The following is a 20,198-nucleotide window of genomic DNA, read 5'->3' as shown; positions in this document are numbered from 1 at the left end:
TTTATGAGAAATACCTCGATTGCCTGTTCGCGATCAGCGAACCAGTCCGAAGGGCGGAATCGGACAAGAAGGGTCACTTTCGCAGTCAGTCGATTCAGACATAATAATACTTTACAGGAAAAATAGTATACGTTAAAAGGTGGCATAACAAGTGCCGACGGGACGGTCCGTCGACGCGGTTGGGAGTGTGGAAAATGGACTTGGGAGCAATTCCGGAGGGCGCGGTGCTGGTTACCACGCGCGATGGCGATCAGTATTACCAGCATGACGGCGGGGGCATCTCGTTTCCGATTGTCAGTGACGAGGCGTCGGATGCGGCTGCCGCCAAGTGGGTGGCGTTGCTGGACGAGATGGTTGCTGGCTAGCCGCAACAAAAAAGCCGCAGGCGGGTGCCTGCGGCTTTTGGGGTAGATCGGCAATCGATCGATCAGTTTTTTATCAGCGGCGCTACGATCCACTCGCCTTTTCCAGGATCGTAAACCCCCGCCTGGATGCGGATCACTTCGTCTAGTCGAACGAAGAACCCGCTCCCGCTGATGATTGGTAGGCCATAATCTATCGACACGGCGGCAAGCATTGCCCTCGTTGTCCTACGTGGCTCGTTAATCAGGCGCCGTTGCACCCGAGCATCGTCGAGGAAGTTCGCGACGATATGGTTCACGTGATCGGTCGAGATAATCACATGATGCAGCTTCGCGTACATCTTCTGGCTGTGGCACCGCAATTTGTAGCCGAAGTGAGGTCTGGTGAGCATGATTTTCTCGATGCCCAACTGGTCCTCGTCGATGATCCGCTCAATCGTCGTCATCGATTCGAGTGGGTTAGCGTCAAGGAACGTGGCCACCGAGGCCGAAGGTGCCCTGAAACGGCCCATGGCTTCTGCATCCAGCACCATAGGCTTTGGCCCGTTGCGGAGGCAGTCGTTGGCGGCGTCGTCGTGCGTGGTAGTCATGATAGGCTCTCCGTCTGCGCGTGTGATTTCGGAGTCATATAATTCACCAGAATAGGTATTTAAAACGGATGAAATGTCGCCTCGGCGTCTTCCTTGTTAGATGGATAATTCGCGATGAGTGAAATCAATCAAAACCAGGTCCTGGACTTCGCGCTTCAGGATATTGAGAAAATCGACCAGCAAATTGCGGAGCTAAGCCGACGTCGAGCCGGCATGGTCACGCTCGTGGAAACGCTTGGAGGGCGCGTCGACCCGAATCCGATCGGATCGCAGCCGTCCGCTGCCATGACATTGGAGCGGCGATATCCAAGCCGGCAGTACAATAGGAAAATAGTGGAAAGTGCGCTGGAGATCATAGGTCGGACGGGGCATCCTATGACCGCTCCGGAGATCCACTTGGAACATCCCAATCGGGAGCAGGTCAGCACCGAGACGCTCTATCGACTGCTCTACAACCGTACCCTGACGGGATCGGTGATGTCGTTGGCGGGAGCTTTCTGGCCTGACGGCCCGCCACTGCCTCCAGGCTGGGACAAGTCCTTGATCAAAAAGTCGAGCAAATGAACGGCTTGGCGGAGAGTGAAAGAACAAAAAGCCTCCCATTCCGAGGAATGGGAGGCCGTAGTATCACCCCTGCAATCTATGCGATCGCCGGCGTTCGTAGCCTCGTCGGCGTTTCAATGTCGACTTGACCAGCCCGTCGAAACAGCCCGTGCAAATTCTTTGGAATAGCTCGGGGAAGTCCCTTTTCAGGACGGCGCACATCGTGTTCCAGGTGCCGTCGATCGCGAGTTCGCCGACGATTTTCCTTAGCGCGGAATGTGTCCTTCTACCGAGAAAGCCCTTCATCGATTCAAGATTGCCATTCTTCGCGGCCAAGAACACCATAATATCAATCAGGTATCTCGGTTTGATCAGATTCTCTGGTCTGGCAAAATAGCTGTCGAGCCGTTCGGGAAGGCATCCATGTAGCACCTCAAAAACGGCATCCGACGGGAAATCCTCCCGGTTTTGGTAGCACTCGATGAGTTCATCCGGCTTGAGTGTCCGTTGGAAGTCACGATGGATAATCGATTTGCTTGTGAGGCATTCAATCCCGTCTACGGCTTCTCCGCTGCCATCTTTGAAGAGCGCACCAAAGTGAAGCGTGGTTTCTAGGGTGACCGAACTCGACCCGCTGATCGGATAGACCCTGACACCCTTGATCAAGCCATTTAAGGCCGAGATGGCGCGCTCCTCGACGGGCGCCTTCGGATCCATCTGCGTCCTGTCGGGATTTGCCAGTCGCGAAGCGACCAGCCGGTCAAAGGCGTCGAGAAGCGATGCGCGCTGCTCGACGTCGGCTACAACTGGATCCATCGTACGGGGAAGGGCATTCAGGGCGTCGCGTGCGGTCTCGTATGCTTCGACCAATCCCTCTCGGAGTTTGGCGACGCGATCTGCCGGGTACACACCCATCAGGTCGGCTTCCATGGCGCGATCGATAGCTCTGCCGGCGTCATCCAGCTTCTTTTTCAGGCGGCTGCGCTCCTCTTCGACTTCGTTGCGCAAAACAATGCGCTGTTCATTGAATTCCTTGACAAAATCCTCCTCGGATTCCGCGCGATCAAGCATCGACCGAATGGTGATCAGAACTATCTCTTCTACTGCTTTCGTATGGACTGTGTTTTTTACACACTCATTCTCCAATGCATGCGCGTCATAGCACTGCATGTACCGATAGGTATGCCCAAGATTTCTGTTGTAGTGGGTAAAAAGCTTCATAGGTCGACAGCAGATACCGCAGTTAACCTTGCCGCTCAGCAATCCGGGATTACGAGCAGGGCGCCGTCTGATTTTATAGTCGAAGGTTGCCAGGACAGCTTCAAAAGTCTCGCGTTTGACAATCTCCCATTCAGCCACACGCCTTTTCAGCCAATCATCAACGTGGTTTTGGGTGACGACTGCTCGCCCGATCTCTCCATCGTACCGCGACAAAGTCTGTTGAAAGAGGTGGATACCAGCATAGCGGGGATTGCAGAGCAGGTTTTTGATCTGACCGTGGGTCCAAATCTTGCGCCCTTCCGGTGTTGGGATGTTTTTTTCGAGGAGGGCCTTCTGGATCTGGCGAAGGTTCAGACCGTCGAGGCGGGCCTGAAACATCCATTCGATCGTTGGCCTGACCTCCTCGTCAATGACGCGCTCTCCTGGCCTGCCGGGTACCAGTTTGTACCCGTAGCACGGCCCGCCTACAGCCTTCCCGTCATGGAAAGCGGCGGTTCGCCCCTGCATCGTTCTCTCGCGCAGCAGCACGAGCTGGTCCGCCGACAACAGGCCACGGATCGCGATATCGATATTCTTGATTGGGCCGTTCGCTTCGAGGGTATGCACTTCGACGCCGAGCGTTTTCAGCGACTGGCATAGGCCGGCAATGACATGGAGGTTTCTACCGATCCTGTCTGTTGCTTCAAGGATGACCACCGAGAACAGCCCCTTCTTCGCATCGTCCATCAACTGGATCAGACCAGGGCGAAGTAGCGTTTGGCCGCTGAAGTGCTCATCAATGTAAAATCGGCTGATCTCACAGTTGAACGTCCGATTAACGTACTCGGCGGTGACGCGTTTTTGCCGAGGAACCGAATCGTTATCTTCTCTTTTCGAACGGCGGATGTACGCCACTATGTTCGTCGATTTTTTGAGCGCTGTCTTGGCATGCTTGAGGATATTCTTCTGATTCAGGGCGACGTAAGCCTCCGGAACCAGGTCTTCTGCCTGGTCCTCAGCAATGCGAGGGCTATTCGAGTTTTCCATGGTGATACCTACGAATCTGCGACGCTCGCCACGCGGCTTTGCCGTGCAAGCAGTCAAAATCAAGAATGGCGATGGTCTGGGAAGGCTATGCGCTAGTGGTGGGATCGCTGGGATCGACCGCTCAACTCGAAGGCTGCATTCGGGAATTTGAGGCAAGCGCGCGAGATCGCAGGCGAGGTCGCAAGCGCCCCCTCTCCAATCACATTCTGCGCTGCCGGATTCCTAAACATCGTCAACTCATCAGTTTCGAATAAAGATACCTATTTCGCCGAGTGCGATGAGTCAATCATATAATATGGCATGAAAATTAGAACATGACATTATATGTGCTAAGGCCTCACGTTCTCGGGGCGAGCGGAACACTCCATCGCCTTGGGCAACCAAACTTTCAGCGGCAGGTTCGGGCACGGCTGGAGCTGGGAATGTTCGACTTTGATCGGCGTTCTGAACTTCAAGATGCACCGCGTAAGCGGCCAAAGCGCGGATCGCGCGCTTCAATGCGTCAGGCATGGCTCACTCCTCATGTGAATGATGGAATTTGGCGGAACGCCGCGGCGTCGAAAAATGGAACGAGCCCGCGGAGGCTAATGCCAGGGGTGCTGGCGCACGGTTGCAGCGCATTTCGTCAACGGCAACGCCTTGCCGCGGAGGCCATCCAGCGCCGCCATTAACCCCGGGCTTCGGCTTCAAGGTACGCGCGCATGCGACGCATCGAACCCAGGTCGCCGCGAGCCAGGACGTCGAGGGGGCATTGGCCTTGAAAGGTAACGTTGGGGCGCTGCATCCAGGCCCAGCCTCGTCTAGGATCCGTGAACATGATCCGTAGGCTGGTATAGATGCTGATCAAGGTCACCAGACGCAGTGACGCATCGTCGTCGATGCGGTTGAACACCCCGCACTTCCATCTGCTGTAACCATCGGTTCCGAGAGCAAGGATGCGGCAAGCGGCTTCGTCGTCGACTTTCCAGAGTTCGAGGACCTTGGTGACAGCGCGCGCCATCGTCTCGGCTTCGAGGGGGGTAACGGGACTCATTCCTCGCGACGCCGATGTGGAAACGGGATTATTTTGGCGGATGCGGATTCAAGGCGCCCACGTTTCCTCGCCTGAGAGTGAGCCTCTGAGAGGACAACACGGCCGACTGCCTTTCTGGCAGCGAGAACTGCGCGGAGAAAGGCCGAAGGCCCAAGCGCTCGGCGAGTTTTGATCAACCGCCCGACGAGGTCGACGATGAGATCACGTTCCTGCATCACAGCACCGATGCAGCCTGCTTCGCCAGTCGACGATTCCAGATCTCTTCGATCTGTGTCCGGTCGAGCCATCGGTCCCGCAGCAATGCGTCGACGAGGTCCTGGAGGCTCGCCGAATGTGCCCGGATCGCGGCCTTTGCCTGATCATACGCGGAATTCAGGTCGGTCTCGATCTGCGCTCGGTTCGTAGGGTCCAGGAGACACCTGGCAAGATTGTAGTCGGCAGCAATCGAAATGAGCGTCGTCCCAAGCCCCCAATGTGTATGTGCCGCGGCGAGAAGCGAGGTCGCATGCAACAGATCCGCTGATGCTCCATTGGATGGCTGCCCCAAGACTATTTCCTCTGCGGCACGACCGCCTAGCATGGCGACGACGGAAGCATCGATGTCGGATTTGAGCATCGGAATGTTCGTAGGCTGATTGGAGATTGTGTTCCCGCCCGAGCGGCCGTTCGCCAGGATCGAAACCGAGGTCACGCCTAGCCCGGAGGCCAGCAGCGCAATCACGTGACCGGCTTCATGAATGGCTGCCCGGAGGAGGGCGTCTTGATCCCGGCTGTCGGGCCCCGAGACCTGATCGATCAGGTCAGCGACCGCCACAGGGCGACCGCATGTCCGTGCAACTCTGAGAGCATCACGCGCCATCCGAACTGCGTCGGCGGGTGTGGCGCCAGCCGAAAGCCTCGCAATTGGCAGAAGATCAGTGTCGGCCAAGTGGCCCTTCAGATGCCAGCGAAGCGCGCCGGCAAATTCCTCAGGGCCCGGTGGTAGCAGTGGAATGAGACGATCGAAACGGCCGCTTCGAACCAGTGCCGAATCTAGCAGCTCGGGCAGATTGGTCGCGCCGACGAGCACGACGCCCTTTGCTCGACTATCGATTGCCGTGAGCATGAACGTGACAACCGGCGTCCACCAGTCGCGTCCTCCGCGGGTCAAAGTTCGACGGTCCGGAATGGAGTCTAGTTCATCAAAAAACAGAACCGACGGAGCCTGATCCTTGGCCGCTGTAAATGCCTCGGCAATGCCCTTGATCACCGTGTCGAGATGACCGGTCGTGTCTCGGAATATTTCGCCAAGGGAAGTTGCTATCAGAGGCAGTCCGGTGCTGCGGGCGAGCGCACGAGCAAACAGGGTCTTGCCGGTGCCTGGCGGGCCATGGAGCACCGCTGCACTAGATATGTCCTCCCACGTCAATCGACCCTGGCGATAGTCAGACAGGTCCGAAATCAGGGTTGTTCCCCAATCCCGTGCCGGCCCGCGAAGGGGAAGCTCTTCGAGGCGTGGTCCATGTCCGATCGCTATTCCACGGGTACCGGTCGTGGAGCGGCGTAACAGAGCCAAGACATTCGCTGGTGTTGTCCCTGGCCGCAGCGCCGAAATTGCATCGTGCCAACCCAGGCTGCCTGTCACGAAACGTTTGAGCGGTGGCACGGGCTTTCGCAAAATCTCAGACATGGCCGCGCGAAGAATGCGTGTATCAAGAGGGTGGAGATCGAGCCGAAAATCGGCTGCCGCGATCAGCGCCGGCGGTAGATGATTGGAGGCATCGGAGCTGATGCCGATGACCGGTTTGCCTCCGCCGAGTGCGGCCGAGACGACATGATTCTTGGTCGCAGGTTTGAACCGCAGACTTGGCTCTCGGATGATCGTGCTCGCGAGCGGCCACATCGCACCGACCACTTTTTCGATTGGCTCGCTCCATTCTTCGCTTGGAACGGTCAAGACGATAGCGAGCGGCTTCCCCGCCGCGAGCTTGTTCCTGACCGGCGCGGCAAAGGTTGCCAGTAGGAGGAGGCGCGCCAGCACATCGGCACTTTCGGGAGCGGTAGACCGCTTGCGCGGCCTATGCTCGCCCGCAGTCGTGCGACTTACGTGATGAATGCTGTCGGGGCCGAAATCGTCGGCAATGCCTGGGATAACCCTTTTCGAGACTTTATCCCTCTTCTCCGGATTACCGTTTCTGCGTTTGGAATCGGCGTTGTTGGCGCTTGGCGTGGTCACCAATACTCTCCATCGTTTTGAAGGTTTGGAATTGGACCCAGGGACAGCGAGCAGGAGTGAGGCGAGCGTCCTAACTGGCCCGTCGCATTCCTGGTTGCGCATCAATGGCGAACCGGATGCGCCGGTAGTCGTTCATGCCTCGCAGAGCTGCTCGCCGTGCCTCGATTGGGCGGCCGAGCAGATCGAAATCGGTCCACAGCGTCCCGCCGATGAAGCGGACGCCGTCGATGACTATGGTGCCGGGATCGAGGGGATGGATGCCGAGACGGTCGGCGAGCTCTCGTCCGGCCTTGCGTGAAGAGTTGACTTCGGCGCCGTAGAATTCGTGGTTGCCTAAGACGAAGACGATTGGCTTGGCGCTGAGGGGGCCACCACGTTGGAGCGAAAGCCAGTTGACGGAGTTGGTGGCCGGCTTCCAGACGTCGCCGGCGAACACCGCGACGTCGAAATCCAGGTCGCCGGGAATGTCGAAGCCTTCGAATTCGAGGTGGAGGTCACTCAAAACGAACAAACGCATTGCGGTCTCCTTTTGTGAGCGACGCCGGTCCCAGGGAGTCAGCGGGGCTGGCTGGCGATGGCCGCGCGGATTTGGTCGGGGTGAAGCCGGATGGTGGTCTCGGCACTCAAATCGAGGTCGAGATCGAGCCAGAGTGCTCCGGTGGACACGAGCCTGAGCACGGCGTCGAAGCCGTCATCGCTGCCGAAGCAGAGGCGCATGCAATGGCCGAGCGAAGCGGAGCCGGCCTTCGCGAGGTGCTCCACTAAGCGGGAGCGGTCTGCGGGGCAGATGAACGACTCCTGGGCAGATCGGGCGACGCGAAGCGCGTTGGCCCAACGCGGCAGGGTGCGTAGCTCTTCGAAACTTCGGGGCAGCAGCCAGGTCTGCCGCTCAGCTAGCACTCGGTCGGCCTGCTTCCAGGCTTTGGCGAATCCCGGAGCGCGGCGCACGGCGTCGGGAACCACACACAAGACGTAGCGGCCGGCAGCGTGCGCTGCGGTGAAAGTTGCGAGTTCGTCAAGCGGGCTGGCGAGCCGACGCGGCAAGATGCTCGCGAAGTCGAACTCGCTGTAGGTCCAGATCTGCGGGTCGGATTCCATGTGGATGAGGAGCTCGTACGAGCCGAGCTTTGAGCAGCAGAAGGAGCCCGAGGCTTTCGAGGACCTGAAGCGTGTCGGGATGTCAGCGCCGAGGGCCGAAGCGGTCGCATCGAGCCGGGCATTGGTGCGTGCAGCCATTTTAATCTCCGTACGCAAAGACCAAGGATTGCGTTGCCGGCAGGCACGCCAATCCTACGAAAAATCGGTGGTATTCCTTAAGGAGGGGTTGATTGAGTCATCGCGGCGCGGAACTAGTCGTTAACCAGCGCCTCGCACTGTCGTGACGGAGCGACGAACCTGCAGGCCTGACGAAGCTGGCCGATTGTTGCCGCTCGCGCATGCGCAGGGTCAATGGATGGACGGGGCTGCCTTCAAAATCGTCGTAGGCAAATTGGGCCACACGCAGTCCAGCCTAGCGCGCGAGCTCGGAGTCCCGCTTCGCACTATTCAGAACTGGGCACGCAATGGCCCTCCCGACCACATGGGGCTCATTCTGAGCAGCTGGGTCAGGCTTGCCATCAAGCCTCCGGAGCCGAACGTTTGGGCGAAGGGCAGCGCCGCGAAAGAGGATGCGGCCGTCGCACTCGATTCTTCGCTGCAGTCAATTCTAGACCGGGCTGCACGGGCAGGCTGGCCTCGCGAACTGGTTGCCGCTGGAACCATATCCTGGTTCCTCGATCGGGTTCTGACCAAACGCTCGTGATCTTCTGCTGCACAGTTTTGGCGCTGAGGATTTAAAAAAAGGTTAAGGCCTGACGGCTATTCGATCGGGAGAGACCTCGATGCCGTAGAGCTCTCGCAAATGACCGTCGCCGAAGCCGATCGCGATCTTGGGTATCGACGCCGCTGCTTGGGTGGATGGCCCGTTGAAGCTGATGTCATACCCCATTTGCTCGACGAAGGGGCCTGGCCAATGTTTTGGCCGATCGCCTGGAAGCCTTCCTGATGGAGAATCCTGCCCCCTAAGGCGTCGATCCACGGCCAAGTCGTGGGGCGTAGAGCCACCTGCGAACCTTGCGGGCCTTGACCCTGGCGGCATCAGGATGGAGGGGATTGATCAATGCGTTGCGCTCCTCCGGCACAATCACCGAGGGCACCAGCAGCAACGCCGATCCCATGCCGGCGACCCAGGCGGAGCCGTAGCGGATGCTCTCCAACCCCGCCGGTTCCGCGTTCCACCCGACGGGCAACGTCGATGGATCGGCTGGGTGCCAAAGGTCGATGAGGTCAAGAAATTGAGGGCCGAAGACATCTTGATCGAGCCCAAAGCCCGCATCCAGCGAGCGGACGAAAAGGCCTCCAAGGCTGGCCGCGAGGACTTCCGAAGCAGCCTCACCGAGTTCATAAATCGGGACAAGGTCGAGTCGCGTATGTTGTCATAGTTGTCCAAGTTGACATTAAAGGTTCCGGGTCCCATTTTGAGCCCGACAGGGTCTCACACTAGGCCGGCTTTCGCCTAAGGAGGTCTGATATGGCTGGACGATCAACAGCACGAAAAACCGCGTTTGCGCATTCGATCGAGCCCTCCGAGGCAGAAGAGTTGCTTCGGCGCGAAAAATTGCCCTCACGGTTCAAGTTCTATTTTTACGATAAGGGCCCCCAAGCTGCGAAGGTAATTGAACAGCTGCGGCTAATCCGAAAGCAGCGGCGGCTTGCCACGGCTGCAGCCAAGCCAAAGGCTGAGAAACTTGAAGCTCAGAGATCGGCCTTCGATCTCGGCGCGCGTGCTCGTGCGCTGTTGAAGGGGAGAGAGATTGTCGCTGCAGATCTTGCGGAAGCGGGTGGTGCTTATGACCTCGACCAGGTCCGCACGCTCCTGAATGGGATCAGCAGGCAGGCTGTCATGAAGAAGGTCGAGGACGGCAGTCTTTTGGCCGTCCCTGGGCCCAGCAACCGACGCCGATATCCAGCTGCTCAGTTTTCGAACGAAGGTCTAGTCCCTGGGCTGCGCAATGTGCAGGAGGCTCTTCCCACTCGCAATTCCTGGGCGGTGCTCAACTTCCTGATCACGCCAGATCCTCGACTGGGCGGGCGCAAGCCGATTCACGTTCTGGCAGCTGGCGAAGTCGAGGCGGTCGTATCGGCAGCACGCAGCGTCGGCGTTCAGGGCTCGTGACTGGAGTGCAGATTGAGGCGCCACCGGAACCGCCGGCGGATCTCCATGAGCGAAAGCCAGTGGAGCTCGTCATATCCGCCGGCGAATTGCTTCATCGCTTTTTCACGGCTGCATACGACCCGATTTACTTCGATCGCGGGCCAGACGGGCGACTGAATGCGCCGACGCAGGACTACGGCGTCCTCTATGCAGCGCAGGCCCCGCAAGGGGCATTTGCGGAAACTTTCTTGCGGGTGCCCGGGCGAACTCTTATCCCAACGGATCTTCTCGCGATAAAGGCCTATGTGGCGCTTGAGCTGCAGCGTCCGCTCACCCTGGTGCAGCTGGCGGGCCCGGGCCTTGCCCGGGTGGGGGCGACCGCTCAGGTCGTTCACGGCGGCAAACCGTATGGATGTCCTCAAACTTGGTCGCGGGCGCTCCATGGCCATCCAGGCAATTTCGACGGCATCGCCTACAGCGCCCGCCACGACGACGCGGCCCTCTGCTTTGCCATCTTCGATCGAGCCGCTGACGCAATTCGAGAGCACAATCGCAAAACTGAGCTTGATTCCGATTGGTTCTGGGAAATTGCTGAACCCTACGGGATGGGTTTGGCGCCCGACGGCTAATCCAGGCCCCGCGAACTTTGACACGGGGAACCTTGCCGGTTCAGCCCAGAACTGGATGCCGTCATCCGGCTGCGCGGTCGGCCGGATACGATTGTTTCCGACAACGACACCGAGTTCACTTCGATGGCGATCCTGTGATGGTTCCAGCAAAGCAGCGTCGAATGGCACTACATCGCCCCGGGCAAGCCCACGCACAACGCCTTCGTCGAAAGTTTCAACGGGCGCTTCAGAAACGGGCGTCTCAACGACAGACTATTCTCGACGCTCGCCGAGCGCCCGCAGTGCCATCACCTCATGGAAGGAGGATTACAATGGATATCGACCCCATTTGGCCCTCGATAACATGACGCCCAACGAGTTTGCCCTCAAATCCAGCCTGGAAAAACAGGCCGCCAAAGGCCAGAAACGAAACTCAGGACTCTCCCTCAAGCCGGAGGAGAAAAGGGTCTCGGGTCAAGCTGAGTCTGCTGATCTAGGTTGGGAAACGAGAGAACCATATCCATTCTCTGCGGGAGGCTAACATACCTATCGAATTGGCCCGAGGCGTGGCTTCAAATACGAGTTGCTGACGCCGCGCCCGTGATCTCGTAAGCAAGCGCCCTTACTCTTCGATCCATCCTGTCTCATTATTGAGCTGTGCGTCGTCAGCGTCATCCAAGACTTCGTGCATGGTCCGAATTTCATATGATGGCTTGAAATTCAAATCGTATACAAAATCCTCTATCCCTCCCGCTGCCGATTTCCATCGCCTAATATCATAAATTAACCCAAGCGCTCTCCCTACGGCGTTCGTGAAAATCACATTCTTAGAATTCTTCGCATCATCGAAGAATTCTTTTAGATGAATGTCGGTAATCCAATAGCATTCCGTTTCCCCATTTTTGTTATTTGGAAAAATCGCGGGCAAAGGCTCCAGCCATTGGGAACGAGCTTGAAATTCCCTGTGAATTAAGCGCTCTTGCTCATCTGCAATTTTGGCATCCTGAAATTCGACCAGCTTCCAGAGTTTCCAATTGTCGTCTCCGAGAAGCTTGGCGTCTCTATCCTTATCCAACTCTCCGTTGACACCGTTCTGCCGAACCAAAACGTCTTTCGCGCTACCTATCTTGAACAGCCAGCGACGTGATCGTCCATTCTGATAGTTGATCAAATTCGCACTCGTGCCGACATAGATTGCCCGAGATTCGGCCCATTCAGTTGGCAATTCTTTCACTCCGATACGAATGTTCAATTCAGTTTACGGTGCCGCTTAATCCCGCCCAACCGTCCAACTTGGCAATCAGGATCCGCTCCCGCCCATCGATATCGAGTTTCGCTGTCCGCTTGGGTCTACGAGCGGGTCCTGCGCGAGAAGTATGTGAAGAAAGTGGGCGATCACTATTTGGCTTTGAACTAGAGATAGTATCCTGTATCGGCAGGCAACAGATCAGGCCGCCTGAAGTTGCTGTGAAGGCAGCAAGATTTTGGGGAGTTTTGCGATTTCAGGTCCCAGAACCTTGGGAGCGAAGTCACCGTACTTCCGTCCCTCGGTGGCAGGTGCGTGGCCCTGAATCGCATCTATCCTGGCGTCAGAAATTAGTTCTCGGGCTTCGCTCTTGAAACGATGGCGCCAACCATGGTTGGGGGCGACCTTGATGTCCTTGATTCCCAGATTGCGAACCCATTTCGCCAAATGAGCCCCGACGAGCTCAGACGGCCTCGTTTTCCCCTTGGCATTTCGCGCTGCAAACAAGGGCTGTTCGCCCTGTTTTGTTTGCGCGAAACCCAAAAAGCCTTGCTCGATGAGATGAGGATGAAGCGGTACAAGCCGTTCGTCGCAGGATTTCTGGGTGCCTGCTTCAGGGGTGATGAGAATGCACCAATACTTTTCCACGAACTGAATATCGCACGCCCGCGCCTGCGTGATCTCGTTCACGCGAGCACCAGTATAGGCGCACAACCAAGGCACCCAGCGGCGCGCGTCAGCGTAGTGCTTGTGGAGTTTGGGGGGAGGGGCGAGCAGGCAAGATTCAAGGATTTTAATGGCTTCATCGTCACGGAAGCCCCGCATCTTGCGGCCCTTGTCGAGCTTGCGGAGCACCACATGCACGTCGGCAGCAGGGTTCTCCGTGACTGCTTTCGCTTCTTTGAGGCTGTTAAAAAAGCTCTTCACCGCGGCCAGGTTGTTTCGCGAGAAGCTGCGCCGCGACACCGCACCTTTCTCAATGATCGCTCCCATCCAGGTCTGAACGTCAGTTGCTGCGATAGCCCGCATGTCCGATTTATTCGCCGAGGTCATCAGACCTTCAAGGATTGGGCGAAAGCGCTTGCAGGTAGCGGATGAGTAGCCTTTCGACACTTCCGCCCAGGCGTCGTCTAAGGACAATTCTGGATCGGTTTTTTCATCTTTCAGCGCCGGCAGTTCGAGGACCGGAAAGCGATCGGCTTCAGGATCGGCTCGCCAATTCCCCTCGCATTCGCGCAGCGTTTGATAGGCCGCTTGCCGAATAGCGTAGCCTACGGCGACCAGGAGCCGGTCACGAGAAAGTTGGTCGAGCTGCAGCCCCTTCCCGTGAAGGTAGTCGGAGACCAGTGGGCCGATGATTCCTTCCAGCGCTTCTTCGCGCGTCCCGACACGTGGGAACAGCTCAGGCTTTGGAAACTCGTCCATTTCACCGAGAGCAATTTCGATCTGCATCAGCCGTGTGGCCGCACGCATGCTAAGTAGAAAATCGCGATAAGGGCCGACCTCTAGCGCGCTCTTATAGAGCTCACCTGCCATGGCAGCCGCCTGGCGATCCGTGATGGACTGCACGCCTTTCCGCAGCATTTTCCACTGCTGCAGAAGGGCAGTAGCCGACTCGCTGTGAAGCCGCTTCGCCTCATTCGTGTCCTTCGTATGAAGCGAACGCTTGATCAGAGTGGCGCCAACGAACTCCTGGACGTCCTTGGGGACGCGCATCCGGAGGTAATAGACGCCGGTCTTTGGGTGTTTCCAAGGATTGGCCATGCGAAGTACCATGTGTACCACCCGTGTGTACCACGAGGTCGTTGCCAAACCCTTGCCGGGCAACATTTTTCCGTGAAATCAGGAGTTTGGGGCTGGTGCTGCGAGAGAGGATTGAACTCTCGACCTCTCCATTACCAATGGAGTGCTCTACCACTGAGCTACCGCAGCAGGATCGATGGGCCTTGAAGCGTCTGGCAAGTCGCGAGAAGCGATTGCCAGAGCGGGCGTCGTTCCGAAGCGGCGTCCTGATGCCACAAGCTCCCGGCCTATGCAACCCGGGAAGCTCAATCAGCTAGCAGCAACCGCTCATCAATGCGGAAGAGGCGGCCGTCGCCGAGCAGATGGGCGCTCAGGCCCTCCAGGAAAAGCGGCCGGAAGGCGGCGTCGCGCAGGTTCAGGCCGCCGGCATAGGCGCCCATCGCCGGCATGATGCAGCGGCGCGGCGACAAGGCGAAGCAGCGCCGCCGCAAGGCGCGCCCGCGCATCCTGACTTTTGCCGCCGGATGGAGATGGCCGGCGATCTCGAACCCGGCCTCGCCGGCCTCGGGCTCGTGGCGCAGGGCGACGCCGGCAATCTCGATGCCGGCCGCCGTCTCACCGCCCATGGCGGGGCCGATCTCGCGATCATGATTGCCGTTGATCCAGAGCCAGTCGCGGCCCTGCTGGAGCTGGCGCAATGTCGCGAGGTTGTCGGGCGCGATGCGGCTTTCGGCGTGGATATCGTGAAAGCTGTCGCCAAGCGCGATCACGCGGGCAGGCGCATGGCGCAGGATCGCGGCCGCGAGCGCAGCCAGCGTCGCAGCCGAATCATAGGGCGGCAGGAAGACGCCGCGCGCCGCATAGGCCGAGCCCTTCTCCAGATGCAGATCGGCGACGACGAGCGTGCGCTCATCCGGCAGCCAGAGCGCGCCTGACAGATCGGGCACGAGTGCCAATCGCCCCAGCATGAAGGCCGCGGCCGATCCTTGCGTCTGGTCCGCCCAAGATCGTGCAACCTGGGTCACGCCATCGCCTCCTCGATCAGCATCGCTTCGGCTTCCGCCAATATCTCGTCGGCTGCTTCGCCATAGACCGCCTCGCGCCCGATCTCGAGCATGACGGAGACTGAGAGCGGCGAAACATGGTCCAGCGGCTGATGCACGATATGGCCGCTGATTCGTGTCAGCATCTGACCAAGCCGCTGGATGTCGAGCAAGCCCGTGGCGGCGTCGGCGCGTGCGGCCTTGAGCAGCACATGCTCGGGCTCGTGCCGGCGCAGCACATCATAGACCAGGTCGGTCGACATCGTGACCTGGCGGCCGCTCTTTTCCTGGCCGGGAAAGCGCCGTTCGATCAGGCCCGCAATGACGGCGCAGCTGCGGAAGGTGCGCTTCATCAAGGCCGATTCGGCCAGCCACGCCTCCAGATCGTCGCCGAGCATGTCCTGCGCGAAGAGCTCTTCGAGGCTTAAGCGCCCGCGCGCGATCGCGGCCGTCATGTCGCCGAGCCCCCAGACCGCGATGCCGTAATCATTGCAGACGAAGCCGAGCGGCCGCATCCGCGCCCGCTCCAGCCGCCGCGTCAGCAGCATGCCGAGCGTCTGATGGGCCAGCCGCCCCTCGAAGGGATAGGCGACGAGGTAGAACTTGCCGCCGCGCGGAAAGGTCTCGACCAGGAGTTCGCCGGGCTTGGGCAGGCGCGATTTCAAGCGCTGCGCATGCAGCCAGGACGAGACCTCCTCGGGCAGCGCGGCCCATTCCTTGGGGTTCGCCAGCATGGCGCGGACCCGGGCGGCCAGAAAGGTCGAGAGCGGAAACTTGCCGCCATTATAGGAGGGGATCTTCGGGTCCGTGCCGGGCGGGGCGCGCGAGCAGATCGCCTCATTGCCATTGATGCCCTCGAAGCGCAGCACCTCGCCGGCGAAGACGAAGGTGTCGCCCGGCGTCATCGTCTCCGCGAAATACTCCTCGATCTCGCCCAGCATCCGGCCGCCGCTGGTGATCCGGGAGGGCTGGCCGGGCTTGCCCGCTCGCGCCCGCCCGAGCCGGACCTTGAGCATGGTCGATTCGACGATGGTGCCGACATTCATGCGGTATTGCTGGATCACGCGGGCATGGCTCGCGCGCCAAAGCCCGGTCTTGTCCTGCCGCAGCTTGGCGAAGCGCTCATAGGAGCGCAGCGCATAGCCGCCGGTCGCGACGAAATTCACCACCGCGTCGAAGTCCGCCCGCGTCAGCCCGGCATAGGGCGAGGCGGTGCGGATTTCCTCATAAAGCGCCCCGGCTTCGAAGCCGTCCGAGCAGGCGACGCCGAGCACATGCTGGGCCAGCACGTCGAGCGCCCCGATGCGCGGCTCGGCCGTGTCCTGGGCGGCCTCCGCCACCGCATCGAGCGCGGCCTTGCACTCCAGCAGCTCGAAGCGATTGGAGGGCACCAGCAAGGCCTGCGAGGGCTCGTCCATGCGGTGGTTGGAGCGGCCGATGCGCTGCATCAACCGGCTCGCCCCCTTGGGCGCGCCGATATTGACGACGAGATCGACATCGCCCCAGTCGATGCCGAGATCCAGCGTCGCAGTGCAGACCACGGCCTTGAGTTTGCCCGCCGCCATCGCCGCCTCGACCTTACGGCGCTGCGCGACATCGAGCGAGCCGTGATGCAGCGCGATCGGCAGGTTGTCGTCATTGATGCTCCACAGCGCCTGGAAGGCGAATTCCGCCTGCATGCGCGTGTTGACGAAGACCAGCGTCAGCTTGTGCCGGCCGATCGCCTTGTAGATCTCGCCCATGGCGTGGCCGGTGGTGTGGCCCGCCAGCGGCAGGCGGCTTGCGGTCTGCAGGATGCCTATGCGCGCCTTCGCCCCGCCGGTGACGGTGACGAGCCCTGCCGGCGTCTGCGTCCCCCCGAGGAAGCGCTGCAGATCGGCGGGCTCGCGCACCGTGGCGGAGAGGCCCACAGCGCTGACCTGCGGTGCGAGCGTCCGCAGCCGGGCCAGGTCGAGCGAGAGCAGGTCGCCGCGTTTCGAGGTCACCAGCGCGTGCAGCTCGTCGAGCACGATGCGGCGCAAATTGGCGAAGAAAGGCTCTGCGTCGCGATGCGAGACCAGCAGCGCCAATTGCTCGGGCGTCGTCAGCAGGATGTCGGGCGGCCGCTCCATCTGGCGCGTGCGCTTGGCAGCCGAAGTGTCGCCGGTGCGGGTCTCGACCTTGATGGGGAGGCCCATCTCCGCGATCGGCATCTCGAGATTGCGGGCGATATCGACGGCGAGCGCCTTCAGCGGCGAGATGTACAGCGTATGCAAACCCTCGCGCTCGCGGCCAGGCTCGGTGAGCTCGACCAGAGAGGGCAGGAAGCCGGCGAGCGTCTTGCCGGCGCCGGTCGGCGCGACGAGCAGGGTCGAGCGCCCGGCGCGGGCCTCCTCCAGCAGGGCAAGCTGATGCGGCCGCGCGCTCCAGCCGCGGCTGGCGAACCAGGCGGAGAAGGCGGGCGGGAGCGGGGAGGGGGCGGCCGGCATGCCTGCCAGAGATAGGGTCTGGCAGCGGGCAGGGGAATGGCGACCCTGGCGCGGAGACTGAGTTAACTTCGCTCCGCCACCACGACCCTTAGCGGACCCTAACGTCATCTTTCCCTTGGCGTTGGATAAGGCTCTCTCGCCATACCGTGCCGATCAGCGCTCCGCTGCCTACGACTGCAAAGACCAGCGCTCCTAAAATGGCGGCCATGGCCATAGCATAACTGAATGTATTTATATAATATCCATCGTATCGAACTGTGCTCTTTAGTCTATTTCCTGTAAAATCGATTATGCTCGACGAATTTGATGCGATTAAGACGAATATATACATAACTATGATGCCAAATAAAAATTTAAATCTGCCTCTAAGCGAATTAATTTTGCCGGTATGAATTCTTCCGACTAGAACTCCGCATAGCAGGCAAATGAGCGCGGCGATCACAACGGAAATCGCCAAAACGATGAGGCCGCACACCGCGAAGTCGGCGTGAAGCTGAGCGGTGCATTCGGATGATATACGGCGCAAGGTATGAACCTCGCTCCACGCGCTGCGGAAGAATGTCTGCAGCCAAGCCTCGCTCGTGGCGCGATCCCAAGGCAGGTTCAGGGCACAACGCCCTTCTCGGCGCGCATTTCGGACCATGGCGCCTAGCGTCAGCATCGCGCCTGCTGACAACAACAGTAAGAGCGAAAGCGGCTTTCCTACGGTGACCCGCGCCTTACCCTCGGTTCTCTCCAGCATATCAAAGTGCTGGCATGATTTGCGCGGAAGACCAATTGGTAGTCGGGATTTAGCGTTAATAGCCCGGTTACCAGGGTCCGCTCCTGACCCTCAACTGACCTCGTTCAGCACTTCTGTGCCACCACGATCAGCCCGGGCACGGCCACGCCGCGATCCTGCCTTGTGCTCGCGACCTCAACCAGCAGCGGCGTCAACTTCGCTTCCGCCAGCCTGTCGCGCAGCCAGCGTTCCGCATGGGCGAAGCGCCGGTCGGCTCCAACGATCACGCCCTCACCCTCATGGCTTTGCACGGTGAAGGCGAGCAGGCCGCCTGGTTTCAGCACGCGTGCGCTCTGCGCGAAAACCGCACCCAACTCGCCGAGATAAACGAAGACATCCGCCGCGATGACGAGATCGGTCGAGGCGTCCGGCCGGCTTACCAGGAAGCTGGTCAGGCCGGCGACGGCGAGCTTGTCGTAGAGCGGCGTGCCGTCGCCCTGCTGTTTCGCCCGCGCCCGCTCGATCATGCGCGGCGAGAGATCGCAGCCGGCGAGGAAATCGGTCTCCCCCCGGATCGCCTCGCCCATCAGCCCGGTGCCGCAGCCGAGATCGTAGACGGTCTCGAAGCGGAAGGGTTTGCCCGTCTCCTGACAGATGCGGGCGAGCGCCTGCTGCAGAAGGGCAGGAGCGTTGTAGCGGAGGGTCTCGACCAGATGGCTGTCGAAGCGCTCGGCATAGCCGTCGAACAGCACGCCGGAGAAATTCTCCGAGGTCGCCTCCTCGGCCGACAGCGCGCCGATGCGGGCGAGGTCGAGCCGCGCGCCGAAATGGTCGTTGGGGTCGAGCGTCAGGCATTGCCGCCAGGCGGTGGCGGCCTCCTCATTGCGGCCGAGCGCCTCCTGCGCCAGCCCGTAGAGATGCCAGGCGGCGGTGAAATGGTAGGCTTGCGCCAATGTCTGGTCGAGGATCTCGACGCAGGCCGCAGCATCGCCATCCTTGAGCGCGGCCTCCGCCCAGGCATAGCGGCGGTCGAGGTTCAAATCGCCCGAACCGGCGGAATGCGTGGCGGAACCCTTTTCGATCATGCGCGTCGGTCTATCTGAGGAGAATGACACTGGCCAGACAGCGCTCCCAGAACCTGCGCCCTTCGGAGTTGCTGATCCCGACGCCGGCCGGGCTCTATTGCCCGCTGGCCGACATTCATATCGATCCCGTGCGCCCCGTGGCGCGGGCGCTGATCACGCATGGCCATTCCGATCATGCGCGCGCCGGCCATGACGCGGTGCTGGCGACGCGCGAGACGCTCGCCATCATGGCGCTGCGCTATGGCGAGGGGTTTGCGGGCGAGCGGCAGGAGGCCGTTCCCGGTGCGGTGACGCGGATCGGCGCGGTCGATTTCCGCTTCGTGCCGGCCGGGCATGTGCTGGGCTCGGCCCAGATCGTGGTCGAGGCCAGGGGCCTGCGCATCGTCGTCTCCGGCGACTATAAGCGCGAGCGCGACCCGACCTGCGCCGGTTTCGAGCCGGTGCCATGCGACATCTTCATCACCGAGGCGACCTTCGGCCTGCCGGTGTTCCGGCATCCGCCGGCGCATCTCGAGGTGGTGAAATTGCTGGAATCGGTCCGGCTCTTCCCCGAGCGCACGCATATCGTCGGGGCTTATTCGCTGGGGAAGGCGCAGCGCGTCATGGCGCTGATCCGCGAGGCCGGTTTCGAGCGCCCGATCTACGTCCATGGCGCGATGGACAAGCTCACCGATTTCTACATGTCTGAGGGCGCGCAACTGGGCGATGTCCGCAAGGTGATCGCAGCCGAGCGCAAAAGCCTGGGCGGCGAGATCGTGATCTGCCCGCCGAGCGCGATCCAGGATCTCTGGGCCCGCAAATTTCCCGATCCCGTCACCGCCTTCGCCTCGGGCTGGATGCGGATCAGGGCGCGCGCTCGGCAGAAGGGCGTCGAACTGCCCTTGATCATTTCTGACCATGCCGATTGGGACGCTCTCCAGGCGACGATCCGCGAGGTCCAGGCCGGTGAGATCTGGGTCACGCATGGCGAGGCCGAGGCGCTGGTGCATTGGTGCGGCACGGTTGGCCTCAAGGCCAAGCCGCTGCACCTGGTCGGCTATGGCGACGAAGGCGAGGCCGAGCCGGCCGGGGAGGCGGACAATGCCGTCGCCGGCTGAAACG

18 protein-coding genes, 1 tRNA gene and 1 pseudogene are annotated in these 20,198 nt (G+C 60.3%); 7 read left to right on the top strand and 13 right to left on the bottom strand.

From position 1 onward, the window contains the following. Positions 1–194: 194 nt before the first annotated feature. Positions 195–365, top strand: a complete 171-nt coding sequence (locus ACSQ3P_RS09305; protein WP_436165310.1) for a hypothetical protein — start codon at positions 195–197, stop codon at positions 363–365. 62 nt (positions 366–427) lie between these two features. Here ACSQ3P_RS09305 and ACSQ3P_RS09300 read toward each other — a convergent pair whose 3' ends face one another. After that, entirely contained in the window at positions 428–952 is a 525-nt protein-coding gene (locus tag ACSQ3P_RS09300) for a hypothetical protein (protein ID WP_436165309.1), read from the bottom strand. A 114-nt stretch (positions 953–1,066) separates the two neighbouring features. Here ACSQ3P_RS09300 and ACSQ3P_RS09295 point away from each other — a divergent pair, with 114 nt between their 5' ends. Then, a complete protein-coding gene (locus ACSQ3P_RS09295) occupies positions 1,067–1,516 on the top strand; it encodes a hypothetical protein (protein WP_436165308.1) in 450 nt (149 codons plus the stop codon). A gap of 63 nt (positions 1,517–1,579) precedes the next feature. Here ACSQ3P_RS09295 and ACSQ3P_RS09290 read toward each other — a convergent pair whose 3' ends face one another. From ACSQ3P_RS09290 to ACSQ3P_RS09265, 6 genes are all read right to left on the bottom strand, one after another. Then, on the bottom strand, positions 1,580–3,742 hold the full coding sequence (locus ACSQ3P_RS09290; protein WP_436165307.1) for a recombinase family protein: 2,163 nt from the start codon (positions 3,740–3,742) through the stop codon (positions 1,580–1,582). A 667-nt stretch (positions 3,743–4,409) separates the two neighbouring features. Continuing rightward, complete coding sequence (locus ACSQ3P_RS09285; RefSeq protein ID WP_436165306.1) at positions 4,410–4,742, bottom strand: antitoxin Xre/MbcA/ParS toxin-binding domain-containing protein; 333 nt, start codon at positions 4,740–4,742, stop codon at positions 4,410–4,412. Between the two features lie 247 nt (positions 4,743–4,989). Then, positions 4,990–6,990 carry an AAA family ATPase gene (locus tag ACSQ3P_RS09280; protein WP_436165305.1) on the bottom strand — a complete coding sequence of 667 codons (2,001 nt, stop codon included), beginning with the start codon at positions 6,988–6,990 and terminating at the stop codon, positions 4,990–4,992. A gap of 70 nt (positions 6,991–7,060) precedes the next feature. Then, positions 7,061–7,507 (bottom strand): metallophosphoesterase, encoded by a 447-nt coding sequence (locus ACSQ3P_RS09275; protein ID WP_436165304.1) that lies wholly within the window; start codon positions 7,505–7,507, stop codon positions 7,061–7,063. A gap of 38 nt (positions 7,508–7,545) precedes the next feature. Beyond that, entirely contained in the window at positions 7,546–8,226 is a 681-nt protein-coding gene (locus tag ACSQ3P_RS09270) for a hypothetical protein (RefSeq protein WP_436165303.1), read from the bottom strand. An 824-nt stretch (positions 8,227–9,050) separates the two neighbouring features. Then, complete coding sequence (locus ACSQ3P_RS09265; RefSeq protein WP_436166221.1) at positions 9,051–9,368, bottom strand: RES family NAD+ phosphorylase; 318 nt, start codon at positions 9,366–9,368, stop codon at positions 9,051–9,053. 191 nt (positions 9,369–9,559) lie between these two features. Here ACSQ3P_RS09265 and ACSQ3P_RS09260 point away from each other — a divergent pair, with 191 nt between their 5' ends. From ACSQ3P_RS09260 to ACSQ3P_RS09245, 4 genes and pseudogenes are all read left to right on the top strand, one after another. Continuing rightward, positions 9,560–10,204 (top strand): hypothetical protein, encoded by a 645-nt coding sequence (locus ACSQ3P_RS09260; RefSeq protein WP_436165302.1) that lies wholly within the window; start codon positions 9,560–9,562, stop codon positions 10,202–10,204. 59 nt (positions 10,205–10,263) lie between these two features. Then, positions 10,264–10,812 carry an RES family NAD+ phosphorylase gene (locus ACSQ3P_RS09255; protein ID WP_436165301.1) on the top strand — a complete coding sequence of 183 codons (549 nt, stop codon included), beginning with the start codon at positions 10,264–10,266 and terminating at the stop codon, positions 10,810–10,812. A 48-nt stretch (positions 10,813–10,860) separates the two neighbouring features. After that, positions 10,861–11,097 (top strand): annotated as a pseudogene (locus ACSQ3P_RS09250) (integrase core domain-containing protein); the annotation flags it as partial. A gap of 1 nt (position 11,098) precedes the next feature. Then, positions 11,099–11,332: a hypothetical protein gene (locus ACSQ3P_RS09245; protein ID WP_436166220.1), complete on the top strand. Its 234-nt coding sequence runs from the start codon at positions 11,099–11,101 to the stop codon at positions 11,330–11,332. Positions 11,333–11,413: 81 nt separating this feature from the next. Here ACSQ3P_RS09245 and ACSQ3P_RS09240 read toward each other — a convergent pair whose 3' ends face one another. The 6 genes from ACSQ3P_RS09240 to ACSQ3P_RS09215 form a co-directional block, all read right to left on the bottom strand. Then, positions 11,414–12,043 (bottom strand): hypothetical protein, encoded by a 630-nt coding sequence (locus ACSQ3P_RS09240; protein ID WP_436165300.1) that lies wholly within the window; start codon positions 12,041–12,043, stop codon positions 11,414–11,416. A gap of 195 nt (positions 12,044–12,238) precedes the next feature. After that, positions 12,239–13,813 carry a DUF6538 domain-containing protein gene (locus ACSQ3P_RS09235; protein ID WP_436165299.1) on the bottom strand — a complete coding sequence of 525 codons (1,575 nt, stop codon included), beginning with the start codon at positions 13,811–13,813 and terminating at the stop codon, positions 12,239–12,241. An 81-nt stretch (positions 13,814–13,894) separates the two neighbouring features. Next, positions 13,895–13,969: transfer RNA gene (locus ACSQ3P_RS09230), tRNA-Thr, on the bottom strand. Positions 13,970–14,085: 116 nt separating this feature from the next. Next, positions 14,086–14,805, bottom strand: a complete 720-nt coding sequence (pdeM, locus tag ACSQ3P_RS09225; protein WP_436165298.1) for a ligase-associated DNA damage response endonuclease PdeM — start codon at positions 14,803–14,805, stop codon at positions 14,086–14,088. Then, positions 14,802–17,291 carry a ligase-associated DNA damage response DEXH box helicase gene (locus tag ACSQ3P_RS09220; protein WP_436165297.1) on the bottom strand — a complete coding sequence of 830 codons (2,490 nt, stop codon included), beginning with the start codon at positions 17,289–17,291 and terminating at the stop codon, positions 14,802–14,804. Before ACSQ3P_RS09220 ends, pdeM begins: the two co-directional genes overlap by 4 nt. Positions 17,292–18,137: 846 nt before the next feature. Further along, entirely contained in the window at positions 18,138–19,097 is a 960-nt protein-coding gene (locus ACSQ3P_RS09215; RefSeq protein ID WP_436165296.1) for a methyltransferase domain-containing protein, read from the bottom strand. Positions 19,098–19,120: 23 nt separating this feature from the next. On the opposite strand from ACSQ3P_RS09215, the gene ACSQ3P_RS09210 reads away from it, so the two are divergent. Further along, positions 19,121–20,194 carry a ligase-associated DNA damage response exonuclease gene (locus tag ACSQ3P_RS09210; RefSeq protein WP_436165295.1) on the top strand — a complete coding sequence of 358 codons (1,074 nt, stop codon included), beginning with the start codon at positions 19,121–19,123 and terminating at the stop codon, positions 20,192–20,194. Positions 20,195–20,198: the final 4 nt, after the last annotated feature.

The organism is Allobosea sp. LjRoot9, from assembly GCF_964252745.1.
Lineage (GTDB): Bacteria > Pseudomonadota > Alphaproteobacteria > Rhizobiales > Beijerinckiaceae > Allobosea.
Note: the sequence above shows the minus strand (reverse complement) of the source record. Positions and strands in the feature narration are given on the sequence as shown.

Coding starts and splice junctions, on each gene's coding strand:
- ACSQ3P_RS09290 (WP_436165307.1), bottom strand. CDS start 3,742: ATGGAAAACTCGAATAGCCCTCGCATTGCTGAGGACCAGGCAGAAGAC.
- ACSQ3P_RS09300 (WP_436165309.1), bottom strand. CDS start 952: ATGACTACCACGCACGACGACGCCGCCAACGACTGCCTCCGCAACGGG.
- ACSQ3P_RS09295 (WP_436165308.1), top strand. CDS start 1,067: ATGAGTGAAATCAATCAAAACCAGGTCCTGGACTTCGCGCTTCAGGAT.
- ACSQ3P_RS09285 (WP_436165306.1), bottom strand. CDS start 4,742: ATGGCGCGCGCTGTCACCAAGGTCCTCGAACTCTGGAAAGTCGACGAC.
- ACSQ3P_RS09210 (WP_436165295.1), top strand. CDS start 19,121: ATGACACTGGCCAGACAGCGCTCCCAGAACCTGCGCCCTTCGGAGTTG.
- ACSQ3P_RS09270 (WP_436165303.1), bottom strand. CDS start 8,226: ATGGCTGCACGCACCAATGCCCGGCTCGATGCGACCGCTTCGGCCCTC.
- ACSQ3P_RS09275 (WP_436165304.1), bottom strand. CDS start 7,507: ATGCGTTTGTTCGTTTTGAGTGACCTCCACCTCGAATTCGAAGGCTTC.
- ACSQ3P_RS09260 (WP_436165302.1), top strand. CDS start 9,560: ATGGCTGGACGATCAACAGCACGAAAAACCGCGTTTGCGCATTCGATC.
- ACSQ3P_RS09235 (WP_436165299.1), bottom strand. CDS start 13,813: ATGGTACTTCGCATGGCCAATCCTTGGAAACACCCAAAGACCGGCGTC.
- ACSQ3P_RS09220 (WP_436165297.1), bottom strand. CDS start 17,291: ATGCCGGCCGCCCCCTCCCCGCTCCCGCCCGCCTTCTCCGCCTGGTTC.
- ACSQ3P_RS09215 (WP_436165296.1), bottom strand. CDS start 19,097: ATGATCGAAAAGGGTTCCGCCACGCATTCCGCCGGTTCGGGCGATTTG.
- ACSQ3P_RS09305 (WP_436165310.1), top strand. CDS start 195: ATGGACTTGGGAGCAATTCCGGAGGGCGCGGTGCTGGTTACCACGCGC.